The organism is Streptosporangium sp. NPDC049248 (assembly GCF_040678965.1).
Classification (GTDB): Bacteria; Actinomycetota; Actinomycetes; order Streptosporangiales; family Streptosporangiaceae; genus Streptosporangium; species Streptosporangium fukuiense.
Map to the genome: position 1 here is coordinate 180,370 of NZ_JBFAQY010000001.1, position 16,922 is coordinate 197,291.

Here is a 16,922-nt window from a genome sequence, read left to right on the forward strand (position 1 = left end):
GTCATCGGTGTCTGACGAGGTTCTGGTCGAAGTGAACGACGGCGTAGCCGTCATCACGATCAACCGGCCCAAGGCCAGGAACGCCATCAACGGCACGGTCGCCAGGGGCGTCGCCGCCGCGCTGGACGAGTTGGAGGAGCGCAAGGACGTTGCCGCCTACGTCCTTACCGGCGCCGGTGGCACGTTCTGCTCGGGTATGGACCTGAAAGGTTTCCTGAGCGGAGACTTCCCGGTCGTGGAGGGCAGGGGATTCGGCGGGGTGGCCGAGACGCCGCCGAAGAAGCCGCTCATCGCCGCCGTCGAGGGTTACGCCCTGGCCGGAGGCTGCGAGCTGGCGCTGGCCTGCGACATCATCATCGCCTCCGAGGAGGCCAAGTTCGGGCTGCCCGAACCCAAGCGGGGTCTGGTCGCGGGGGCGGGGGGCGTGATGCGGCTGCCGCGCCGCATTCCGTACCACATCGCCATGGAGATCGCCTTGACCGGCGACCACTTCCCGGCCTCCCGGTTGTACGAGGTCGGCCTGGTCAACCACATCACCCCGGTTGGGGAGGCGCTGGCCAAGGCCGTCGAGCTCGCCAGGAGGATCGCGGCCAACGCCCCGATGGCGCTCGCCGCGACCAAGCGTGTGATCGTCGAGTCCGCGGACTGGAGCCTCGACGAGATGTTCAAGAAGCAGGGCGAGATCATCAACCCGGTGTTCGGTTCCAAGGACGCCATGGAGGGCGCGGCGGCCTTCGCCGAGAAGCGCGCCCCCCAGTGGAAGGGTGAGTAGGCCCCTTTCGGATTCCGGAGGGGATTCGCGGGCCGGGTGTGATCGATGGATCACACCCGGCGCGTTCATGGCCGGGAGTGCGTACGGTAAAGGTGTGGGCAGGTGCGGCGGGGGCACTTGACATCCACGACGCCGCTCCAAGGCCAGGAGAGTGAATGAACGACTACGCGACCGGGATGACCCCCACCGGCCGATCCTCCGGCGACCTCCTGAAGCGAAGGGCGGGAAACCTGGCGGCGGGTGCGCTGGGCGCCGCGATCATCAACGTCCTCCTGGTCGGCGTCATGTGGGTGGTCGAGATCGTCGACTACGTGCTGCCCGGTGAGGGGGCGCTCGACGTCTACGGAATCCAGTCCTGGGTCCCGGAGAGTCTGGGCGGCATCCTCCTCGCCCCCTTCCTGCACGGCGGCTTCGGCCACCTGATGGCCAACTCGTTGCCCCTGCTGATTCTCGGCTTCCTCGCCGCGCTGCGGGGGATCGGCCGCTTCCTGGCCGCCAGTCTGATCATCGTCCTGGTCAGCGGCCTGGGCATCTGGTTCGTCAACGAGCCGAGGGTCCTCACGGTCGGTGCCAGCGGCCTGGTCTTCGGTTACTTCGGCTTCGTCGTCGCCCGGGGCCTGTTCGACCGCCGCGCCCTCGACATCGTGATCGGCATCGGCGTGGCGATCACCTATTACTCGATCGTCTGGGGGGTGCTCCCCGGAGAGCAGGGCATCTCCTGGCAGGGGCACCTGTTCGGCCTGATCGGTGGCGTCATCGCGGCCTGGGTGCTGCGCCGCAAGCGCCGGCGGGATGTCTCTCCCGCCTACTGAGTCTCCGAACTCCCTCGCCCCGGTCGCCGTCCCTTCTGCCCGTCGAGGTCCCGCCGTACGTCATTCTTCGCGCCGTGGGTTTGTGAGCATCCGGCTGGCTCTTGGAGTTTCGTCCAGGGATAGGCGCTGTGCGGGGCTGTAAGGGCCACGTAGGGCCTTTGTAGCGCTACGGGAATATTCGGGGGTCGGATGAGTGGTGTGCGCGCTCCAGGGGCGAATAGCGGCGATCTGGAGCGCGGCCGGTTAAGAGGGTCGACATTCATCAGCTATGGCCGCATCGATGGATTTAAGTAACAATATGACCAAATTTCATGTGTGACCCTGCCTGGCTGCGTGCCCGTACATGTTCTCCAGGGCCATCCGCTGCCGGGCGCGACCCTCGAAAGGTGGCCGCGGGTGAACCTGGGATCCCTGGAACGCGCGATCATGGACGTGCTGTGGGGCTGCAAGCAACCACTGCTGGTCCGCCAGGTGCAGGACATGCTGAACCAGGACGCGGAACGGAGCCTGGCCTACACCACGGTGCAGACCGTCGCCGAGCGTCTCGTCAGAAAGGGCCTGCTGGAGAGGGCACCCGTGCGCAACGCCTTCCGCTACACCGCCAGCCGCTCCCGGGACGAGCACGTGGCGGGGTTGATGCTCGCGGCCCTGGCGGGCAGCCCGGACCGGGCCCCCGTGCTCTCGCGGTTCGCGGAGGGAGTGGATCCGGACGACGCCCTGCGCCTGCTACACGAACTGGCCCGGCGCGCGGGGGAGCAGGCGTTCACTCCGGGCACGGGCGGGCCTTCGAGCGCCCTGCCCTAGCCGCGCGGGGACGGAGGTCTCACCGGACGAATCCCGGCGGTGCCCGCCGCCATCGGGCTCGGCACCGCCGGGGAGCGGGACTACAGGCGCTCGACCACGTAGTCGACGCAGGTGGTCAGGGCCTCGATGTCGTCGGGGTCGATGGCCGGGAACATCGCGACGCGCAACTGGTTACGACCGAGCTTGCGGTAGGGCTCGGTGTCGACGATGCCGTTGGCGCGCAGGACCTTGGCGATCGCGGAGGCGTCGATCTCATCGGAGAAGTCGATCGTGCCGACCACGTTGGAGCGGAACTCCGGACCCGCGAACGGGGTGGTGTAGGAGGTCTTCTCCGCCCAGGTGTAGAGGCGCCGGGCCGACTCGGCGGTGCGAGCGGTCGTCCAGGCCAGGCCGCCGTTGCCGTTCATCCACTCGATCTGCTCGGCGAGCAGGAAGAGCGTGGCGACCGCAGGGGTGTTGTACGTCTGGTCCTTGGAGGAGTTGTCGATGGCCACCGGCAGGCTGAAGAAGTCGGGGACGTAGCGCCCGCTCGACGCGATCTCGTCGACCCTGGCCAGCGCGGCCGGGGACATCAGGGCGATCCAGAGGCCGCCGTCGGAGGCGAAGCTCTTCTGCGGGGCGAAGTAGTAGACGTCGAACTCGCTCGCCTCGACCGGCAGGCCGCCGGCGCCGGAGGTGGCGTCGACGAGCACGAGCGAGCCCTCCTCGCCCACCCGCCTGATCGGCATCGCGACGCCGGTCGAGGTCTCGTTGTGGGTGAGCGCGTAGACGTCGACGCCCTCCTCCAGCCTGGCCTCGGGGTGGCTGCCGACCTCCGACTTGATCACGGTCGGGTCGCCCAGCCACGGGGCCTTGGCCGCCACGGAGGCGAACTTGGAGGAGAACTCGCCGAAGTTCAGGTGCTGTGACCTGTCGCGGATCAGCCCGAAGGCGGCGATGTCCCAGAACGCGGTGGTGCCGCCGTTGCCCAGGACGACCTCGTACCCCTCCGGGAGGGAGAACAGCTCGGACAGTCCCGCGCGGACGCGCCCGACGAGCGACTTCACCGGCTTCTGACGGTGAGAGGTGCCCAGGAGGCTGGAACCGGAGGCGGCGAGAGCAGAGAGCTGCTCGGGGCGCACCTTCGAGGGCCCGCAGCCGAAACGGCCGTCGGCGGGCTTGATGTCAGAGGGAATCACGATGTCAGCCACATGACCAGCCTACTGAGCCCGCGGATCGATCCAGGACGAGGTCCGGATTCTGAGACGAGACGTGGGATGGTTTTGGGCCGGGCGAGGTGATCGCGGGGACGGGAAACCGGGTGGCGGCCGGTGGGAGAGCAGGGCGCGAGGGGCTTCGAAGAGCCGGGAACGGCAACGGCTGTCGCGTGAGACGTCCACGCGACAGCCGTACAGGACGGGAGTTCGGCAGGGTCAGAAGGAGCCGACGGCCTCGGCGGCGCCGGGGACGTCGTGGACCGAGCGCTGAGGGGGACCTACGTAGTCGGCGCTGGGGCGGACAAGCCTGCCCGTGCGCTTCTGCTCCAGGATGTGCGCGGCCCAGCCCGCGGTGCGGGCGCAGGTGAACATGGAGGTGAACATGGATGACGGAACCTGGGCGAAGTCCAGGATGACCGCCGCCCAGTACTCGACGTTGGTGGCGAGCACCCGGTCGGGCTTGCGGGCGTGCAACTCCTCCAGCGCGGCCTTCTCCAGCGCCGCGGCGACCTCGTAACGCGGTGCGTCGAGTTCCTTGGCGGTGCGGCGGAGCACCCGTGCCCGGGGGTCCTCGGCACGGTAGACGCGATGACCGAAGCCCATGAGACGCTGGCCCTTGTCGAGCTCCGACTGCACGTACTTCTTGGCGTCGCCGACCTGCTCGACACCCTCGATCATGTGCAGCACGCGCGCGGGCGCACCGCCGTGGAGCGGGCCGGACATGGCGCCGACCGCACCGCTCAGCGCCGCGGCGACATCGGCTCCGGTGGAGGCGATGACCCGGGCGGTGAAGGTGGAGGCGTTCATGCCGTGCTCGGCGGCGGACGTCCAGTAGGCGTCGATGGCCTTGACGTGCCTGGGGTCGGGGTCGCCCTGCCAGCGGATCATGAACCGCTCGACGATGCTCTGGCCCTTGTCGACCTCGCTCTGGGGGACCATCGGCTTCCCGAGGCCGCGCGAGGACTGGGCGACGAAGCTCAGGGCCGTGACGCTGGCCTGCGCCAGGTTGGCGCGGGCCTCCTTGTCGTCGATGTCGAGCAGCGGCTTGAAACCGTACGCGGGGGCCAGCATGGCCAGTGCGCTCTGCACGTCGACGCGGATGTCACCGGAGTGGACAGGAATGGGGTAGGGCTCGGCCGGGGACAGACCCGGCTGGAACTCGTTGTCGACGAGCAGGCCCCACACGTTCCCGAAGGAGACGCGACCGACCAGCTCTTCGATGTCAACGCCCCGATAGCGGAGGGCGCCCCCTTCTTTGTCCGGTTCCGCGATCTCAGTCTCGAAAGCTACTACGCCTTCGAGCCCGGGTTTGAAGTCGGACATTTTCGGCCGCCTCCCTTTCTTGAAGTCAAAGCCTTGATGTCGAGATACCGGCGGGTCATATTCAACCCCCTGGGCCGGGGCAGCCTGCCGCCGGACCCTCCAAAGCGGGATCGCCGCAGGTGGGGGGCGCTGAGCGGACTTCCGGCTCGGCACGGGAGAATACCTTCCCGTGGATGCCGCATCGCGACCGCCCTCGATGGCGGGACTTCGTCGCACGTACCAGGGGCTGCCTCTCCTCGAGGAGGACCTCGCACCCGACCCCGTGTCGCAGTTCGCCGCCTGGTTCGGTGACGCCGTGGACGCAGGGCTTCCCGAGCCGAACGCGACGGTGCTGGCGACCGCCTCGGCGGGTGGCCGGCCGACGGCCAGGACCGTACTTCTCAAGGGTTACGACGAGAACGGGTTCGTCTTCTACACCAACTACGAGTCGCGCAAGGGGCGTGACATGGCGGAGAACCCGAGGGCCGCCCTGCTGTTCCCCTGGCACTCCATCCGCCGCCAGGTACGGGTGGAGGGGGCGGTGGTACGGCTGTCGCGCGAGGAGTCGGCCGCCTACTTCAGGTCCCGGCCCTACGGGTCGCAGATCGGCGCCTGGGCGTCGCGGCAGTCCGCGGTCGTGCGCTCCAGGGACGAGTTGGACGCCCGCTACGAGGAGCTGTCGGAGCGTTGGCCGGAGGATCCGCCGATCCCGGACTTCTGGGGTGGACTGCGCGTGGTGCCGGCCGAGGTGGAGTTCTGGCAGGGCCGCACAGACCGTATGCATGACCGCCTCCGTTACCGGCGTTCCGGCACCGGTTGGATCATCGAACGCCTGGCTCCATGACACCCTGCCCCTCTTTGCTGATATATCCACATATGTCCGGTAGAGAGGGAGTGGTGTGGGGTTCGGAAATTTCGTCCGCAGGCACGCGGCCGACACACGCCCGCTCGTCATCCCCGCCTACCGGCGACTCTGGGCCGGTCAGGGTGTGTCGTTCATCGGCTTCCAGCTCACCTCGGTGGCCGTCAGCGCCCAGATCTACGACATCACGGAGTCGTCCTTCTGGGTCGGCATGCTCGGCCCCGCCAACCTGATCCCCCTGGTCGTCTTCGGGCTCTGGGGCGGTGCGATCGCCGATGCCGTCGACCGGCGCAGGCTCCTCATCATCGGCGCGCTGATCGCCTGGTCGGGGACGCTCGCCCTCCTGGTCCAGGCGGTCCTCGGGTCGACGAGCGTCGGGCTGTTGCTGGCCACCGTGGCCCTGCACGCCACAGGTTTCGCCATCACGGGCCCGACCAGGGGGGCCATCATCCCCAGGCTGGTCCCGGCCGACCTGATCCCGGCGGCCAACACCCTCAACTTCCTGGTGAGCGGCCTCGGCACCGTCATCGGGCCGTTGATCGGCGGGGTCGTGCTCGCCCAGAGCGGTTTCGCCGCCGCCTACCTGATCGACGCGCTGCTGTTCGGCGCGGGCTTCTACGCCGCGGTGAGACTGCCGAGACTCGAACCGGTCGGCGAGGTGACGCGCCCAGGACTGCGGTCGGTCGTGGACGGCCTGCGTTACGTCTGCGGGCACCCGGTGGTGCTGATGTCGTTCGTCGTCGATCTCATCGCCATGGCGTTCGCACTGCCCAGGGCGCTGTTCCCGGAGGTCGTGGCCGAGAGGTTCGGCGGGTCGCTGGTCGCCTTCGGCTGGCTGTCGGCCAGCATCGCCATCGGCTCGGTGCTCGGCGGGGTGCTGTCGGGCTGGGTGGGACGGGTCCGGCGTCAGGGAATGGCGCTGACGTACGTGATCGCCGCCTGGGGGCTCACCGTCGCCGCGGCCGGACTCGCGGACCAGTTGTGGCTGATGGTCGCGCTGCTCGCGTTCGGCGGGGCCGCCGACCTGGTCTCCGCGGTGTGGCGGCAGACGATCCTGCAGACCCACGCGCCAGACGACATGCGCGGGAGGATGCAGGGTGTCTTCATGGTGGTGGTCGCGGGAGGCCCCAGACTGGGAGACCTCCGGGCCGGGGCCACCGCCTCGTGGTTCGGGGCCACCGGGGCCTGGGTGGGCGGTGGGATCGCCTGCGCGGTGGCCGTGGTCGCGGTGGGGCTGGCCATCCCGGCCTTCAGAAAATATCAACCGGTGGCGAGTAGTGTTTGAGCAGCTAGGGAAGGATTCGGCGGCCCCCGGTGTTGCTGTCCTTTGCCATCACGAGCCGTTCTCCCAATAGGGTCGTGTCTTCGAACTTCCAAGGTCCCGCGCCGCCCTCCCGGGAACACCGCGCGATGGACGTAGCATCGAGAGAGGACGGGAGGAACCTTGACCGCACACGGCTTGATCGACACCACGGAGATGTACCTTCGTACGATCTTCGAGCTGGAGGAGGAGGGCATCGTCCCCCTCCGCGCGCGCATCGCGGAGCGGCTCCAGCAGAGTGGTCCCACAGTCAGCCAGACGGTCGCCAGGATGGAGCGCGACGGTCTGGTTCGCGTCGAGGGCGACCGGCACCTGACCATGACAGAGCTGGGGCGCACTCTCGCGACCCGCGTCATGCGCAAGCACCGTCTCGCCGAGTGCCTGCTCACTCAGGTCATCGGCCTGCCCTGGGAGGACGTGCACATCGAGGCGTGCCGCTGGGAGCACGTCATGTCCGAATCGGTGGAGGCGAGGCTGGTCAGCCTGCTCAACAACCCCACCGAGGACCCGCACGGCAATCCGATCCCCGGCCTGGAGGAACTCGGCGTCTCGGGCCTTCCCGACGGGCGGTCGGAGTCGCTGCCGTCGATGGCCGCGATGGCCGGACCCAGAGATATACCCGTTGTCGTGCGGCGAATTAGTGAACAAGTGCAAAGCGATCCGGCTGTGATGCTTAAACTCAAGCAAGTTGGGATACAACCCGGACGCGAGGTAACGCTCGCGGTGAGCGACGACGGTGTGCGGGTGACAGGTGACGACGAGGCGGACAACTTTCTTGCGGATCTCCCGCGAGAGATTGCCGCGCACGTTTTCGTCTCCACACGCTGACCGAGGCCCCTTAGCTCGGTTGGATCCCGTTCGGGAGTCCCTCCGCTCCCAGGCCGAGACTGCAGGAGCAACCGTGGTTCGCTTTGCACACACCCGCCCACGAGGGGCGGTCACCGGATGAAGCGGTGGGGGGATGTTTCCCAAGATGCCGCTGATCACCTTACGGCTGGTTCCGTCCTAGATCATGCTGAGATGGCGGTGGTGGTCACCGACAGGTTCAGCAACCTGCTCTACTGGAACCCTTTCGCGGAAAGGCTTTTCGGGCGCCCGGGCACGTCGGGGCCGCGTGATCAGTCCCTCTCCCTGGGCATCATGGAGAAGGACCACCCGCTGGCCGTCGAGCTCTCCAAGCACGTCCTCAAGGGCGGTGTCTGGGAGGGCACGTTCGACGTCAGGCGCGGCGACGGGACGATCATCTACGTACGGGCCCAGGCCGTGCCGCTGCGCCATCCCTCGGGGGCGGTGACGGGCATCGTCATCACCGCCCGTGAGGCGATGCGCAGTAACGAGCGGGAGAAGGACCGCTTCGGCCTGCTGGAGCGGATCGGCGAGCGTCTCGCCGGATCGCTCTACGTCGAGGAGACGCTCAAGCGCGTCGCCGAGATGCTCGTCCCGCAGTTCGCCGACCACTGCTTCATCGAACTGATGGAGGAGGGGCGGCTGACCCGCAGGGTCTCCACACACGTCCAGGGGTGGAGCCCGCCGCCCAACACCTGGGCACCGATCGGGGCGGAGATCCGCTATCCGGCGGGACACTACGCCGACATCGCGCTGCGCCGCCAGGAGACGATCCTGGTCGAGGACTTCTCCCAGACCAACTACCCCAGCCCCGGCGAGGCCAACACCCGCCTGGCCGCCGAGATCGGCATGACCTCGGCCATCGTGGCGCCGCTCTGCGTGCGAGGCGAGACCCTCGGGCTGATGTACCTGGGACTGTCCAACCTGACCGACCGGCGTAGCCCGCACTACGACGCCTTCGACCGCGACTTCGTGGGGGCGATCGCCACCAGGGTCGCCCTCGCCGTCGACAACGCGTTGCTGTTCGAGGAGGAACGGCACACGGCGGAGTCCTTCCAGAAGCACCTTCTTCCCCGCGCGCTGCCGCAGCTCGACGGGCTGGAGATCGCGGTCCGCTACTTTCCCGCCGCCCCCCTGGCCAGCCACGGACAGGGCATCCAGACCCAGGTCGGCGGCGACTGGTACGACGTCATCCCGCTCTCGGCGGGCCGGGTCGGCATCGTCATCGGCGACGTCGAGGGCCGGGGCGCCAAGGCCGCGGCGGTCATGGGACAGCTGCGGGCGGCGCTGCGAGCCTTCGCCCAGGACGACAAACCACCGGCGGAGATCCTCGCCAGGCTCGACGAGTGGACGCGCATCATCGCCACCCCCGAGCAGGACGAGAGCGGCGCCGACATCAGCGTCCCGCCCATCGTCACCTGCCAGTATCTGGTGTACGACGCCTGGTCGCGGCAGCTGTCGTTCGCCAACGCCGGCCACGCCCCCCCGCTGCTGCTCATCGGCGACACCTGTACCGAACTCGACATCCGCGAGGTCGGCCAGCCGCTGGGAGTCCGGGCCAAGGGCATGCACGCGGACCTGGTCTACAAGGAGGAGACGCGGACACTGCCCCCCGGGGCCGCGCTGCTCCTCTACACCGACGGACTCGTCGACCGTCGGCCCATCCGTGACACGGGCGGCAGGCCGCCCAACGTCGAGGAGACGCTGGGGCAGCTCTGCGAGAGGCTCATCGAGATCAGCGACACCTCCGTCGAGCGCATCGCCGACGCCGCCACCGTCGCGGTGCCCGGCGAGATCGACGATGACATGGCCATTCTCGTGCTCAGGTCCGCCTCCGAGGACCTGGCCGTCGAGGAGCGCACCTTCCCGGCCCAGCCGATCATGGTCGGTGAGGCGCGCCGGATGGCCTCGGAGGCGTTCGTCGGCTGGAACGTCCCCGAGGAGCGCGCCGAGCTCGCCTGCCTGCTGGTCTCCGAGGTCGTCACCAACGTCGTGCTGCACGCCGCCAGCGCCAGCGTCCCGCGCAGGGAGCTGACAATGGACGGTCCTCCGCTGTCGTTCGACGAGTCCTGGGACATTCCCGGCTTCGAAGACGAGATCATCAACGAGAAGGAGTTCACCCTCCGGCTGCGCCGGGGCGGAGAGTCCGTCTGGGTCGAGGTCTTCGACCAGGACCTCCGGCTGCCGCGCATCCGCAGCGCGGGGGAGAACGACGAGGGCGGGCGGGGTCTCTATCTCGTCGACCAGCTCGCCAAGCGCTGGGGCTCCCGCCCCACCAAGGAAGGAAAGGCCGTCTGGTTCGAGATCCCCACCAGGTCGCGCTGAACGATACATGGCAGAGCTGGAACAACTATCCGATCGGTGGTTGACTCGGGACATGGAGCTGGCGTTCGAACGGCGTGGGACGGGCTCGCCCCTGGTCCTGCTACACGGCATCGGGCATCACTGGCAGGCATGGTTGCCGGTGCTCGACCGGCTTGCCGCCGAGCGAGACGTGATCGCCGTCGACTTTCCCGGCTTCGGCGTCTCACCGCCGCTGCCGTCCGGCACGCCGTACACGGCGGAGAGCCTGGCGGACGCGATCGAGTCCTTCTTCGGGCGGCTCGGCCTGCGTGAACCGCATGTGGCGGGAAACTCCCTGGGCGGTTACGTCGCCCTCGAACTGGCCGCGCGCGCCGCGGTCCGCTCGGCCACCGCGCTCTCTCCCGCCGGTTTCTGGAACCGTAGCGAGCTCGCGTACGCGCGCGCCGTCCTGCGGTTCAACAGGGCCGGCGCACGTTCTCTTTCCCCCGAACGGGCACTGGCCCACGCGGAGGACCCGCTGATCCGCGGCCTCTCCCTGAGTCTCCTGGTCGCGCACCCCGCCAGGCTGTCCCCTGAGGCGCAACTCGCCGCTCTCCAGGCGCTCAAGGACGCCTCGGGGTTCGACGAGACGCTCGCCTCGTTCGCGGGACTGATGCCTCCCGCACCGCCGAAGGTGCCGGTCACGATCGCCTGGGGCGAGCACGACAGGCTGCTTTTGCGCCGGCAGGCGGTAAGGGCCGCCAAATGGTCGGGGCAGCGGGTGAAACTGCTCAAGGGGTGCGGGCATGTGCCGATGACCGACGATCCCGAGCTGGTCGCGAGGGTGCTGCTGGAGGGGTCGGCCCAGGACGGCTAGCGGAACGACTGTCCCCAGACGGCCAGCATCGCGATGACGAACACCACCATGACACCGGCGTACGCGACAGGGCCGAGCCGGAAGGCGCGCCGTACCCGGTTCAGGCCCCAGGCGAACAGGAACGCCAGGAAGATCAGCAGGATCAGCCCGCTGTCCATCGTCACCCCCTCGGGGAAGTCTCCGTTGACCAGTATGCGTCGACGGAGCCGTTTCCGTGGCGGGTAACCGCGATCCGGAACCCGTGAGATCGTTACATTTCGTGAACAGGACATCGAAGGTAACGCGTGCCCTGCTGATGGCAGCCCTGGCCGTAGGTCTCTCCGCTTGTTCGGGCTCGGGTGGCACGTCCGGCGCGTCGGTGACCGCGACCGTCACCGTGACCGCCTCCGCCACTCCGTCTCCCGAGGTCTCCGAGGTTCCGTCGCCCTCCTCCTCCGCCTCGCCGACGGCGCTTCCCGAGCCGCCTCCCGAGCCGTTGTTGTCGTCGTCGCCGAGCGTGCCCGGAAGCCGAGGCATCGACGACACGGTACGGGGGCAGCTCGCCCTGCGGGGAGCGGGCACGATCACGGTGACTTCCACGAGTGACCAGGGAGTGAAAGCCCTCCTGTCGCCCTACACGGTCGTGCTCGACGCACAAGGTCTGATCTGCACGGAGGGGAAGGCCCCGCACAGCTGCTCCGTGGAGCAGTTGCGGAAGGCTCTCGGCAAGGGTGACGTCCTCCTCGCCAAAGTGACGATCAAGGACGGGTTGGCCGTCCAGATCCAGGAGATCACCAAGGGGTGACGGCACCGGCCGGCCGATCACGGGAGAACCTGCGCCCTGCCGTCACGAGGGCGGCGGTTCTCCCGTGTGGAGGCCGGGCCGGGTCAGAAGCCGAAGGAGCGGCCGATGATCTCTTTCATGATCTCTGTGGTGCCGCCGTAGATGGTCTGGACGCGGCTGTCGATCCAGGCCTTGGCCACGGGGTACTCCATCATGTAGCCGTAGCCGCCGTGCAGCTGCAGGCAGCGGTCGATGACCTTGGTCTGCAGCTCCGTGGTCCACCATTTCGCCTTGGCGGCGTCCACCGCGGTGAGTTCCCCGGCGTTGAGCGCCCGGATGCACTTGTCCACGTAGTGGCGGGCGATCTCCACCTCGGTGTCCAGCTCCGCCAGGACGAACCTGGTGTTCTGGAAGCTGCCGATGTTGCGGCCGAAGGCCGTGCGGCTCTTGCAGTACTCGATGGTCGCCCGCAGGACCGTCTCCGCCGCCGCCACCGCCATCACCGCGATCGACAGGCGCTCCTGCGGCAGGTTGGCCATGAGCTGGAAGAAGCCCTGCCCCTCCTGTGGGCCCAGCAGGTTGGCCGCGGGGACCCGGACGTTGTCGAAGAACAGCTCCGCCGTGTCCTGGGCGTGCATGCCGATCTTCTCCAGGTTGCGGCCCCGGGTGAAGCCCTCCATGCCCCGTTCGACGACCAGCAGCGAGATCCCCCGGGCGCCCGCCTCCGGGTCGGTCTTCGTGACCGCGACGACCAGGTCGGAGTTGATGCCGTTGGTGATGAAGGTCTTCTGGCCGTTGACCACGTAGTGGTCGCCCTCGCGCACGGCGGTCGTCCTGATGCCCTGCAGGTCGCTGCCCGCGCCGGGCTCGCTCATCGCGACCGCCGTGATGAGCTCGCCGCCGGCGAACCCGGGCAGCCAGCGCGCCTTCTGCTCGTCGTTGGCGAGGTCCACGAAGTACGGCGCCATGACGTCGTTGTGCAGCGAGAACCCCAGACCGGACGCGCCCGTCGAGATGACCTCCTCGGAGATCACGGCGTTGTAGCGGAAGTCGGTGATCCCCGCCCCGCCGAACTCCTCGGGTACCCCGAAGCCGAACATGCCGACCTCTCCGGCCTTCTTCCACACCTCGCGGGGGACGATGCCGTCCTTCTCCCACTGGGCATGATGGGGCGTCACCTCGCGGGCCAGGAACTCACGTACTGTCTCTCGGAAGAGCCGGTGCTCCTCTTCGAAGAGGTCTCGCTGCATTGTGTGCCTCCTAGGGATCCGTGACACAGAATACGATTCTGTTACTTTGGGGTACACCCGGCCGGGGATCGCAAGTATGGCTTGCGGTGGTTTGTGGGTTTACATCCAGATCACAAGTGCGCCACGGTCTCCGTACATACCCGATATCTCGCTGCGCCGAAGAGGGTGTAAACCGTACGATCTACCCTCGGTGTGCTATGGCCATGCCCGTTGACGGCGGCCTTTGTGATCGGAGTATGTAGTGGTTCGGTGGCGATCTGGGCTCCGTAGATCTCTCGCGGTTTCGGCCCTGTGCCTTGCCGGTGGCGCGCTGGTCGCGCTGCCCTCCGAAGCGGCCGATGCAGGCATCGCCGAACTCGTGGTCGACTACGCGTGCACCGGAGGGGTCGCGCTGAACGGCAGCACGGTCAATCTCCGGACGAAGGTGTCGATCCCCACGACGCTCACGGTCGGCGAGCCGCTCAACATCGGCTGGAAGCTCGGCTACAAGCAGGACCCGACCCGGTTCGGCTCACCCGACTTCTTCGCCCCCGGCGCCAAGGTCCTGGTCACCGGGAACGCCCAGCTCTCCGGCAGCTGGGTCGGCGTCCTGCAGCCGAAGGGAAGCCTGGACCAGCCCAACCAGCTTCAGCCGGGCAGCATTCTGCGGCTTCCCGAGGGGATCTCCGATTCCGCCCACACCGACAGGGCCGGGACGCTCAAGGTCAGCCCCAGGAAGTTGTTCGTGGACTTCATACCGCCGGCCGGCGAGGTCATGGTCAACGACGACGACCCCCGGGTGAGCTACCATGCGGCGGCCGATTGGGCGTACCTGGGCAGCGAGCCTCTGAGTATCGGCGACTACGGCCGCGACCTCCACCGTACGGACAAGGTGAACTCCTGGGCCTCCTTCACGTTCACCGGCACCGGGATCGAGTATGTCGCCCGGCGCAGCAACGAAGCAGGGAAGGTCGGGTTCAGGATCGACGGCCAGGACGCCACACCGTCCTTCGTTGACGCCTCGAAGAATCCCGACGGCACGCCGACGAACGCCGCCCACGAGGGTGGGCTCACGCTGTGGAGGTTCAACGGCCTCAAGTACGGCGAGCACACCATCGAGGTCAAGAACCTGGAGGACGGCAAGTGGGCGCAGCTCGACGCCTTCCGGGTGATCACTAGGGAACTGCAGAACCCGCCGAACGAGTACCGGGCCACGTGCTCGCTCGTCAGCGCGCCGGTCTCGGTGGACGTCACGATCTCCGAGGCGGGCGGGTCGCAGTCGCCCGACCCGACGGGCACGGGGACCGGGTCGCCGAGCCCCACGGTCAGCCCCACGGTCACGCCGACGAATCCGACCGCCACCCCCAGCAACACCCACACCGGCACGCCGACCCCCACCCACACCGGCACGACGACCCCTCCGGTGACCGGGGTCAACAGCACGAGCACCTCGACGCCCAAGCCGACCCTGACCGTGACCGCCACCGTCACCCCCACCCGGCCCACGCCGACCGCGCCACAGGTGATCATCACGCCCAGCGGTGGGGCCCAGACCGGTGAGGCGCCGCAGGGGAGCTCCGGCCTGGGGCTGCTCGGTGCTGGAACGGCGATGGTGACAGGTAGCGCACTGGGCGGTGTGGCCTTGATGAGGCGGCGGGCGGCACACGCGCGCGGCCAGCGGGACAGCTGAAGGAGGCGCCGGATGTACCAAGGACCTGTGCAGGGCGGTCCCGGCCCCTATCCCGGCGGCGGCCCGGCCAAGCCCAAGGGGAACATGCTGATGGCCGGGCTCCTCGTGGCCGGGTCGCTCGGCGGGGTGGCCGCGATCATGGCGGGGCTGCTCGCGTACCTCTCACCGGCGCCGGAGGATCCGGGCTACGGGCTGTCCGAGCCGCAGGCGGCGGTCAGCACCCTTCAGGAACAGCCGGGCGCGCAGCCGGACACCGGGGAGCAGGTCGCCGAGCAGCCCGCGGGGGTGTTGCCGTCAGCGGTGGGACCGGGCGGGCTGGACGTCCCGCTGACGGCCGCCGCGCCCACGGCGCCGCCACCGCTGCCGGTGGTCCAGCCTCCGGCGCCGTTGAAGAGCGACGGCGTGAAGCCCCGGCGGCTGGCCATCCCGAAGATCGGTGTGCTGGCCCCGCTGATGGCGCTCGGTGTCGACGCCAAGCGGGAGATCCAGACTCCGCCGCTGAGCAAGCCCAACCAGGCGGGTTGGTACAAGTACGGTCCTACTCCCGGGCAGCAGGGACCTTCGGTGGTTCTCGGGCACGTGAACACCCGGAACGGGGCCGCCGTCTTCAGCAGGCTGAAGGAGATCAAGCGCGGAGACAAGATCAAGGTCTCCCGGACGGACGGGACCGTCGCGGAGTTCACGGTCGACGGTGTGGAGCAGGTCAGCAAGGCGGCCTTCCCGTCGAAGCGGGTCTACGGCAACACCGGTGAGGCGACCCTGCGCCTGATCACCTGTGGCGGTGTCTACAACAGGAAGACCGGTCACTACACCGACAACATCATCGTCTACGCGACCCTGTCGAAGACCCGTCGCACCTGACCGCCGGGCCCGGCCGCCGTACTCGCCGAATCGGCGGGGCGCGGCCGCTCCGGCGACCGCCTCCGATCGTTAGCCTCCCCGCCAATCCGGGTAAGGAGTCGTTTGTACGAAGTGGCCCCCCGAATGATCAGAAGGCGGGGGTGTGCCCAGGTGAGCATCGTGCGGGCCGGTGTCGTGGCCGTACTCATAGGGGTGGCCGCTCTCGGCGCCGCCCAGCATTCGAAGCCGTCGCACGAGCGCTCCACGAGTTGGGGCGCGCACAAGTCCGCGAGCTCGGGGGGCAAGCACGCCGGAGGATGGACGATCAAGCGGCTGCGTTCGGGGAACGGGCACACGGCCACGCGCTCCGAGTCGAGCATCGAACGTGGAGGGAACTGGGGGTTCGGGCGACCGAGGCGTTCGGATGCCGGACGGCACAGGGCGCGGGAGTTCGGGCGGCGGGGCCATGAGGCGAGGCGTCACGGGGGTCGCTGGTTCGGGTGGCGGGGCCGGGGCGGCGAGCGCGGTGGGGGGCGGGGGTTCGGGCGGTCAGATGATTCGGATTCCGGGCGATATGGGGACTACGGGGTTGGCCGGCTGGATTCAGATGCCGAGCGCGGTGAGGGTTGGGGATTCGGGCGCTCGGGGGATTTGAGGCCCGAGCGGTATGAGGACCGGGGGTTCGGGCGGCGGGGCCCGGAGGCCGGGTACGGAGACCGGGGGTTCGGGCGTCCGGGGGGTCTGAGGCCCGAGCGGTATGAGGACCGGGGGTTCGGGCGGTGGGGCCCGGAGGCCGGGTACGGAGACCGGGGGGTCGGGCGGCGGGGTTTCGAGGCGGGACGATACGGTGACCGCGGGTTCGGGCGGCGCGGTTCGGATGCACGGCGACACAGGGATCGCTGGTACGGGCGGCATGGGCGGGTGAGGCACGGCGGGCACCACCGGCACGGTCAGCGGCCGGGCCGGGCGGGTTGGTAGCTGCCTGGCCTGCCGTTTGAAACCGGGGCGGCAACCGTCCGTGGTGCGCGGCCGGCCCGCCGCCCGGGATCGGCAAGGGGCCTGAGCCGGTACGGGGTCCGAGGCCGACGCGGTGGGCGGTCACGCGCTGAATCGACACGCCGGCGGTGACGTCCCAGGAGGCGTCGAGACGCGGACCGGGCAGTCGGCCACTTCTTCTTTCTCCGTCGAACAACGGACCTGCGGGGTCGCGTCACAGCGGGCACCGCCACCCGCGCACGTCCAGTGGAGGCCGTCGTAGCCCGGTTGTGGCGATGATGTCGGCTGCCGCGATATCGGCGCGGCCGCTGGGGGACATTTCAGTTTAT

General features: G+C 68.8%; 15 protein-coding genes. 11 read left to right on the forward strand and 4 right to left on the reverse strand.

From position 1 onward, the window contains the following. Window positions 1–7 precede the first annotated feature (7 nt). The 3 genes from AB0K21_RS00890 (at window position 8) to AB0K21_RS00900 (ending at window position 2,388) form a co-directional block, all read left to right on the forward strand. On the forward strand, window positions 8–772 hold the full coding sequence (locus AB0K21_RS00890; RefSeq protein ID WP_343968453.1) for a crotonase/enoyl-CoA hydratase family protein: 765 nt from the start codon (window positions 8–10) through the stop codon (window positions 770–772). Between the two features lie 155 nt (window positions 773–927). Next, on the forward strand, window positions 928–1,584 hold the full coding sequence (locus AB0K21_RS00895; protein ID WP_364146866.1) for a rhomboid family intramembrane serine protease: 657 nt from the start codon (window positions 928–930) through the stop codon (window positions 1,582–1,584). Between the two features lie 396 nt (window positions 1,585–1,980). Further along, entirely contained in the window at window positions 1,981–2,388 is a 408-nt protein-coding gene (locus tag AB0K21_RS00900) for a BlaI/MecI/CopY family transcriptional regulator (protein WP_343968449.1), read from the forward strand. Window positions 2,389–2,468: 80 nt separating this feature from the next. Here the strand turns inward: AB0K21_RS00900 and serC are convergent, their stop codons facing one another. After that, window positions 2,469–3,578: a phosphoserine transaminase gene (gene serC, locus AB0K21_RS00905; protein WP_343968447.1), complete on the reverse strand. Its 1,110-nt coding sequence runs from the start codon at window positions 3,576–3,578 to the stop codon at window positions 2,469–2,471. 222 nt (window positions 3,579–3,800) lie between these two features. Further along, a complete protein-coding gene (locus AB0K21_RS00910; protein ID WP_343968445.1) occupies window positions 3,801–4,907 on the reverse strand; it encodes a citrate synthase 2 in 1,107 nt (368 codons plus the stop codon). 169 nt (window positions 4,908–5,076) lie between these two features. Here AB0K21_RS00910 and pdxH point away from each other — a divergent pair, with 169 nt between their 5' ends. The 5 genes from pdxH to AB0K21_RS00935 all read left to right on the forward strand — a co-directional run bounded on the left by pdxH (window position 5,077) and on the right by AB0K21_RS00935 (window position 11,075). Then, window positions 5,077–5,730 carry a pyridoxamine 5'-phosphate oxidase gene (gene pdxH / locus AB0K21_RS00915; RefSeq protein ID WP_343968443.1) on the forward strand — a complete coding sequence of 218 codons (654 nt, stop codon included), beginning with the start codon at window positions 5,077–5,079 and terminating at the stop codon, window positions 5,728–5,730. 55 nt (window positions 5,731–5,785) lie between these two features. Continuing rightward, window positions 5,786–7,033 (forward strand): MFS transporter, encoded by a 1,248-nt coding sequence (locus AB0K21_RS00920; protein ID WP_343968440.1) that lies wholly within the window; start codon window positions 5,786–5,788, stop codon window positions 7,031–7,033. A 159-nt stretch (window positions 7,034–7,192) separates the two neighbouring features. Continuing rightward, the gene (locus tag AB0K21_RS00925) at window positions 7,193–7,897 is read left to right on the forward strand and encodes a metal-dependent transcriptional regulator (RefSeq protein ID WP_343968437.1); all 705 of its coding nucleotides are present in this window, start codon (window positions 7,193–7,195) and stop codon (window positions 7,895–7,897) included. 117 nt (window positions 7,898–8,014) lie between these two features. Continuing rightward, window positions 8,015–10,240 (forward strand): SpoIIE family protein phosphatase, encoded by a 2,226-nt coding sequence (locus AB0K21_RS00930; RefSeq protein WP_343968435.1) that lies wholly within the window; start codon window positions 8,015–8,017, stop codon window positions 10,238–10,240. Window positions 10,241–10,292: 52 nt separating this feature from the next. Further along, entirely contained in the window at window positions 10,293–11,075 is a 783-nt protein-coding gene (locus AB0K21_RS00935) for an alpha/beta fold hydrolase (RefSeq protein WP_343968433.1), read from the forward strand. Here AB0K21_RS00935 and AB0K21_RS00940 read toward each other — a convergent pair. Beyond that, window positions 11,072–11,233, reverse strand: coding sequence for a hypothetical protein (locus tag AB0K21_RS00940; RefSeq protein ID WP_343968431.1), 162 nt, complete (start codon window positions 11,231–11,233; stop codon window positions 11,072–11,074). The genes AB0K21_RS00935 and AB0K21_RS00940 overlap by 4 nt on opposite strands. Before the next feature lie 101 nt (window positions 11,234–11,334). On the opposite strand from AB0K21_RS00940, the gene AB0K21_RS00945 reads away from it, so the two are divergent. After that, a complete protein-coding gene (locus AB0K21_RS00945) occupies window positions 11,335–11,859 on the forward strand; it encodes a hypothetical protein (protein WP_364146874.1) in 525 nt (174 codons plus the stop codon). Between the two features lie 83 nt (window positions 11,860–11,942). Here AB0K21_RS00945 and AB0K21_RS00950 read toward each other — a convergent pair whose 3' ends face one another. Then, window positions 11,943–13,088 (reverse strand): acyl-CoA dehydrogenase family protein, encoded by a 1,146-nt coding sequence (locus AB0K21_RS00950; RefSeq protein WP_343968427.1) that lies wholly within the window; start codon window positions 13,086–13,088, stop codon window positions 11,943–11,945. 358 nt (window positions 13,089–13,446) lie between these two features. Between AB0K21_RS00950 and AB0K21_RS00955 the strand changes: the two genes are divergently transcribed. Beyond that, on the forward strand, window positions 13,447–14,757 hold the full coding sequence (locus AB0K21_RS00955; protein ID WP_364146877.1) for a hypothetical protein: 1,311 nt from the start codon (window positions 13,447–13,449) through the stop codon (window positions 14,755–14,757). 12 nt (window positions 14,758–14,769) lie between these two features. After that, the gene (locus tag AB0K21_RS00960; RefSeq protein ID WP_364146880.1) at window positions 14,770–15,618 is read left to right on the forward strand and encodes a class F sortase; all 849 of its coding nucleotides are present in this window, start codon (window positions 14,770–14,772) and stop codon (window positions 15,616–15,618) included. The last annotated feature ends 1,304 nt before the right edge of the window (window positions 15,619–16,922 follow it).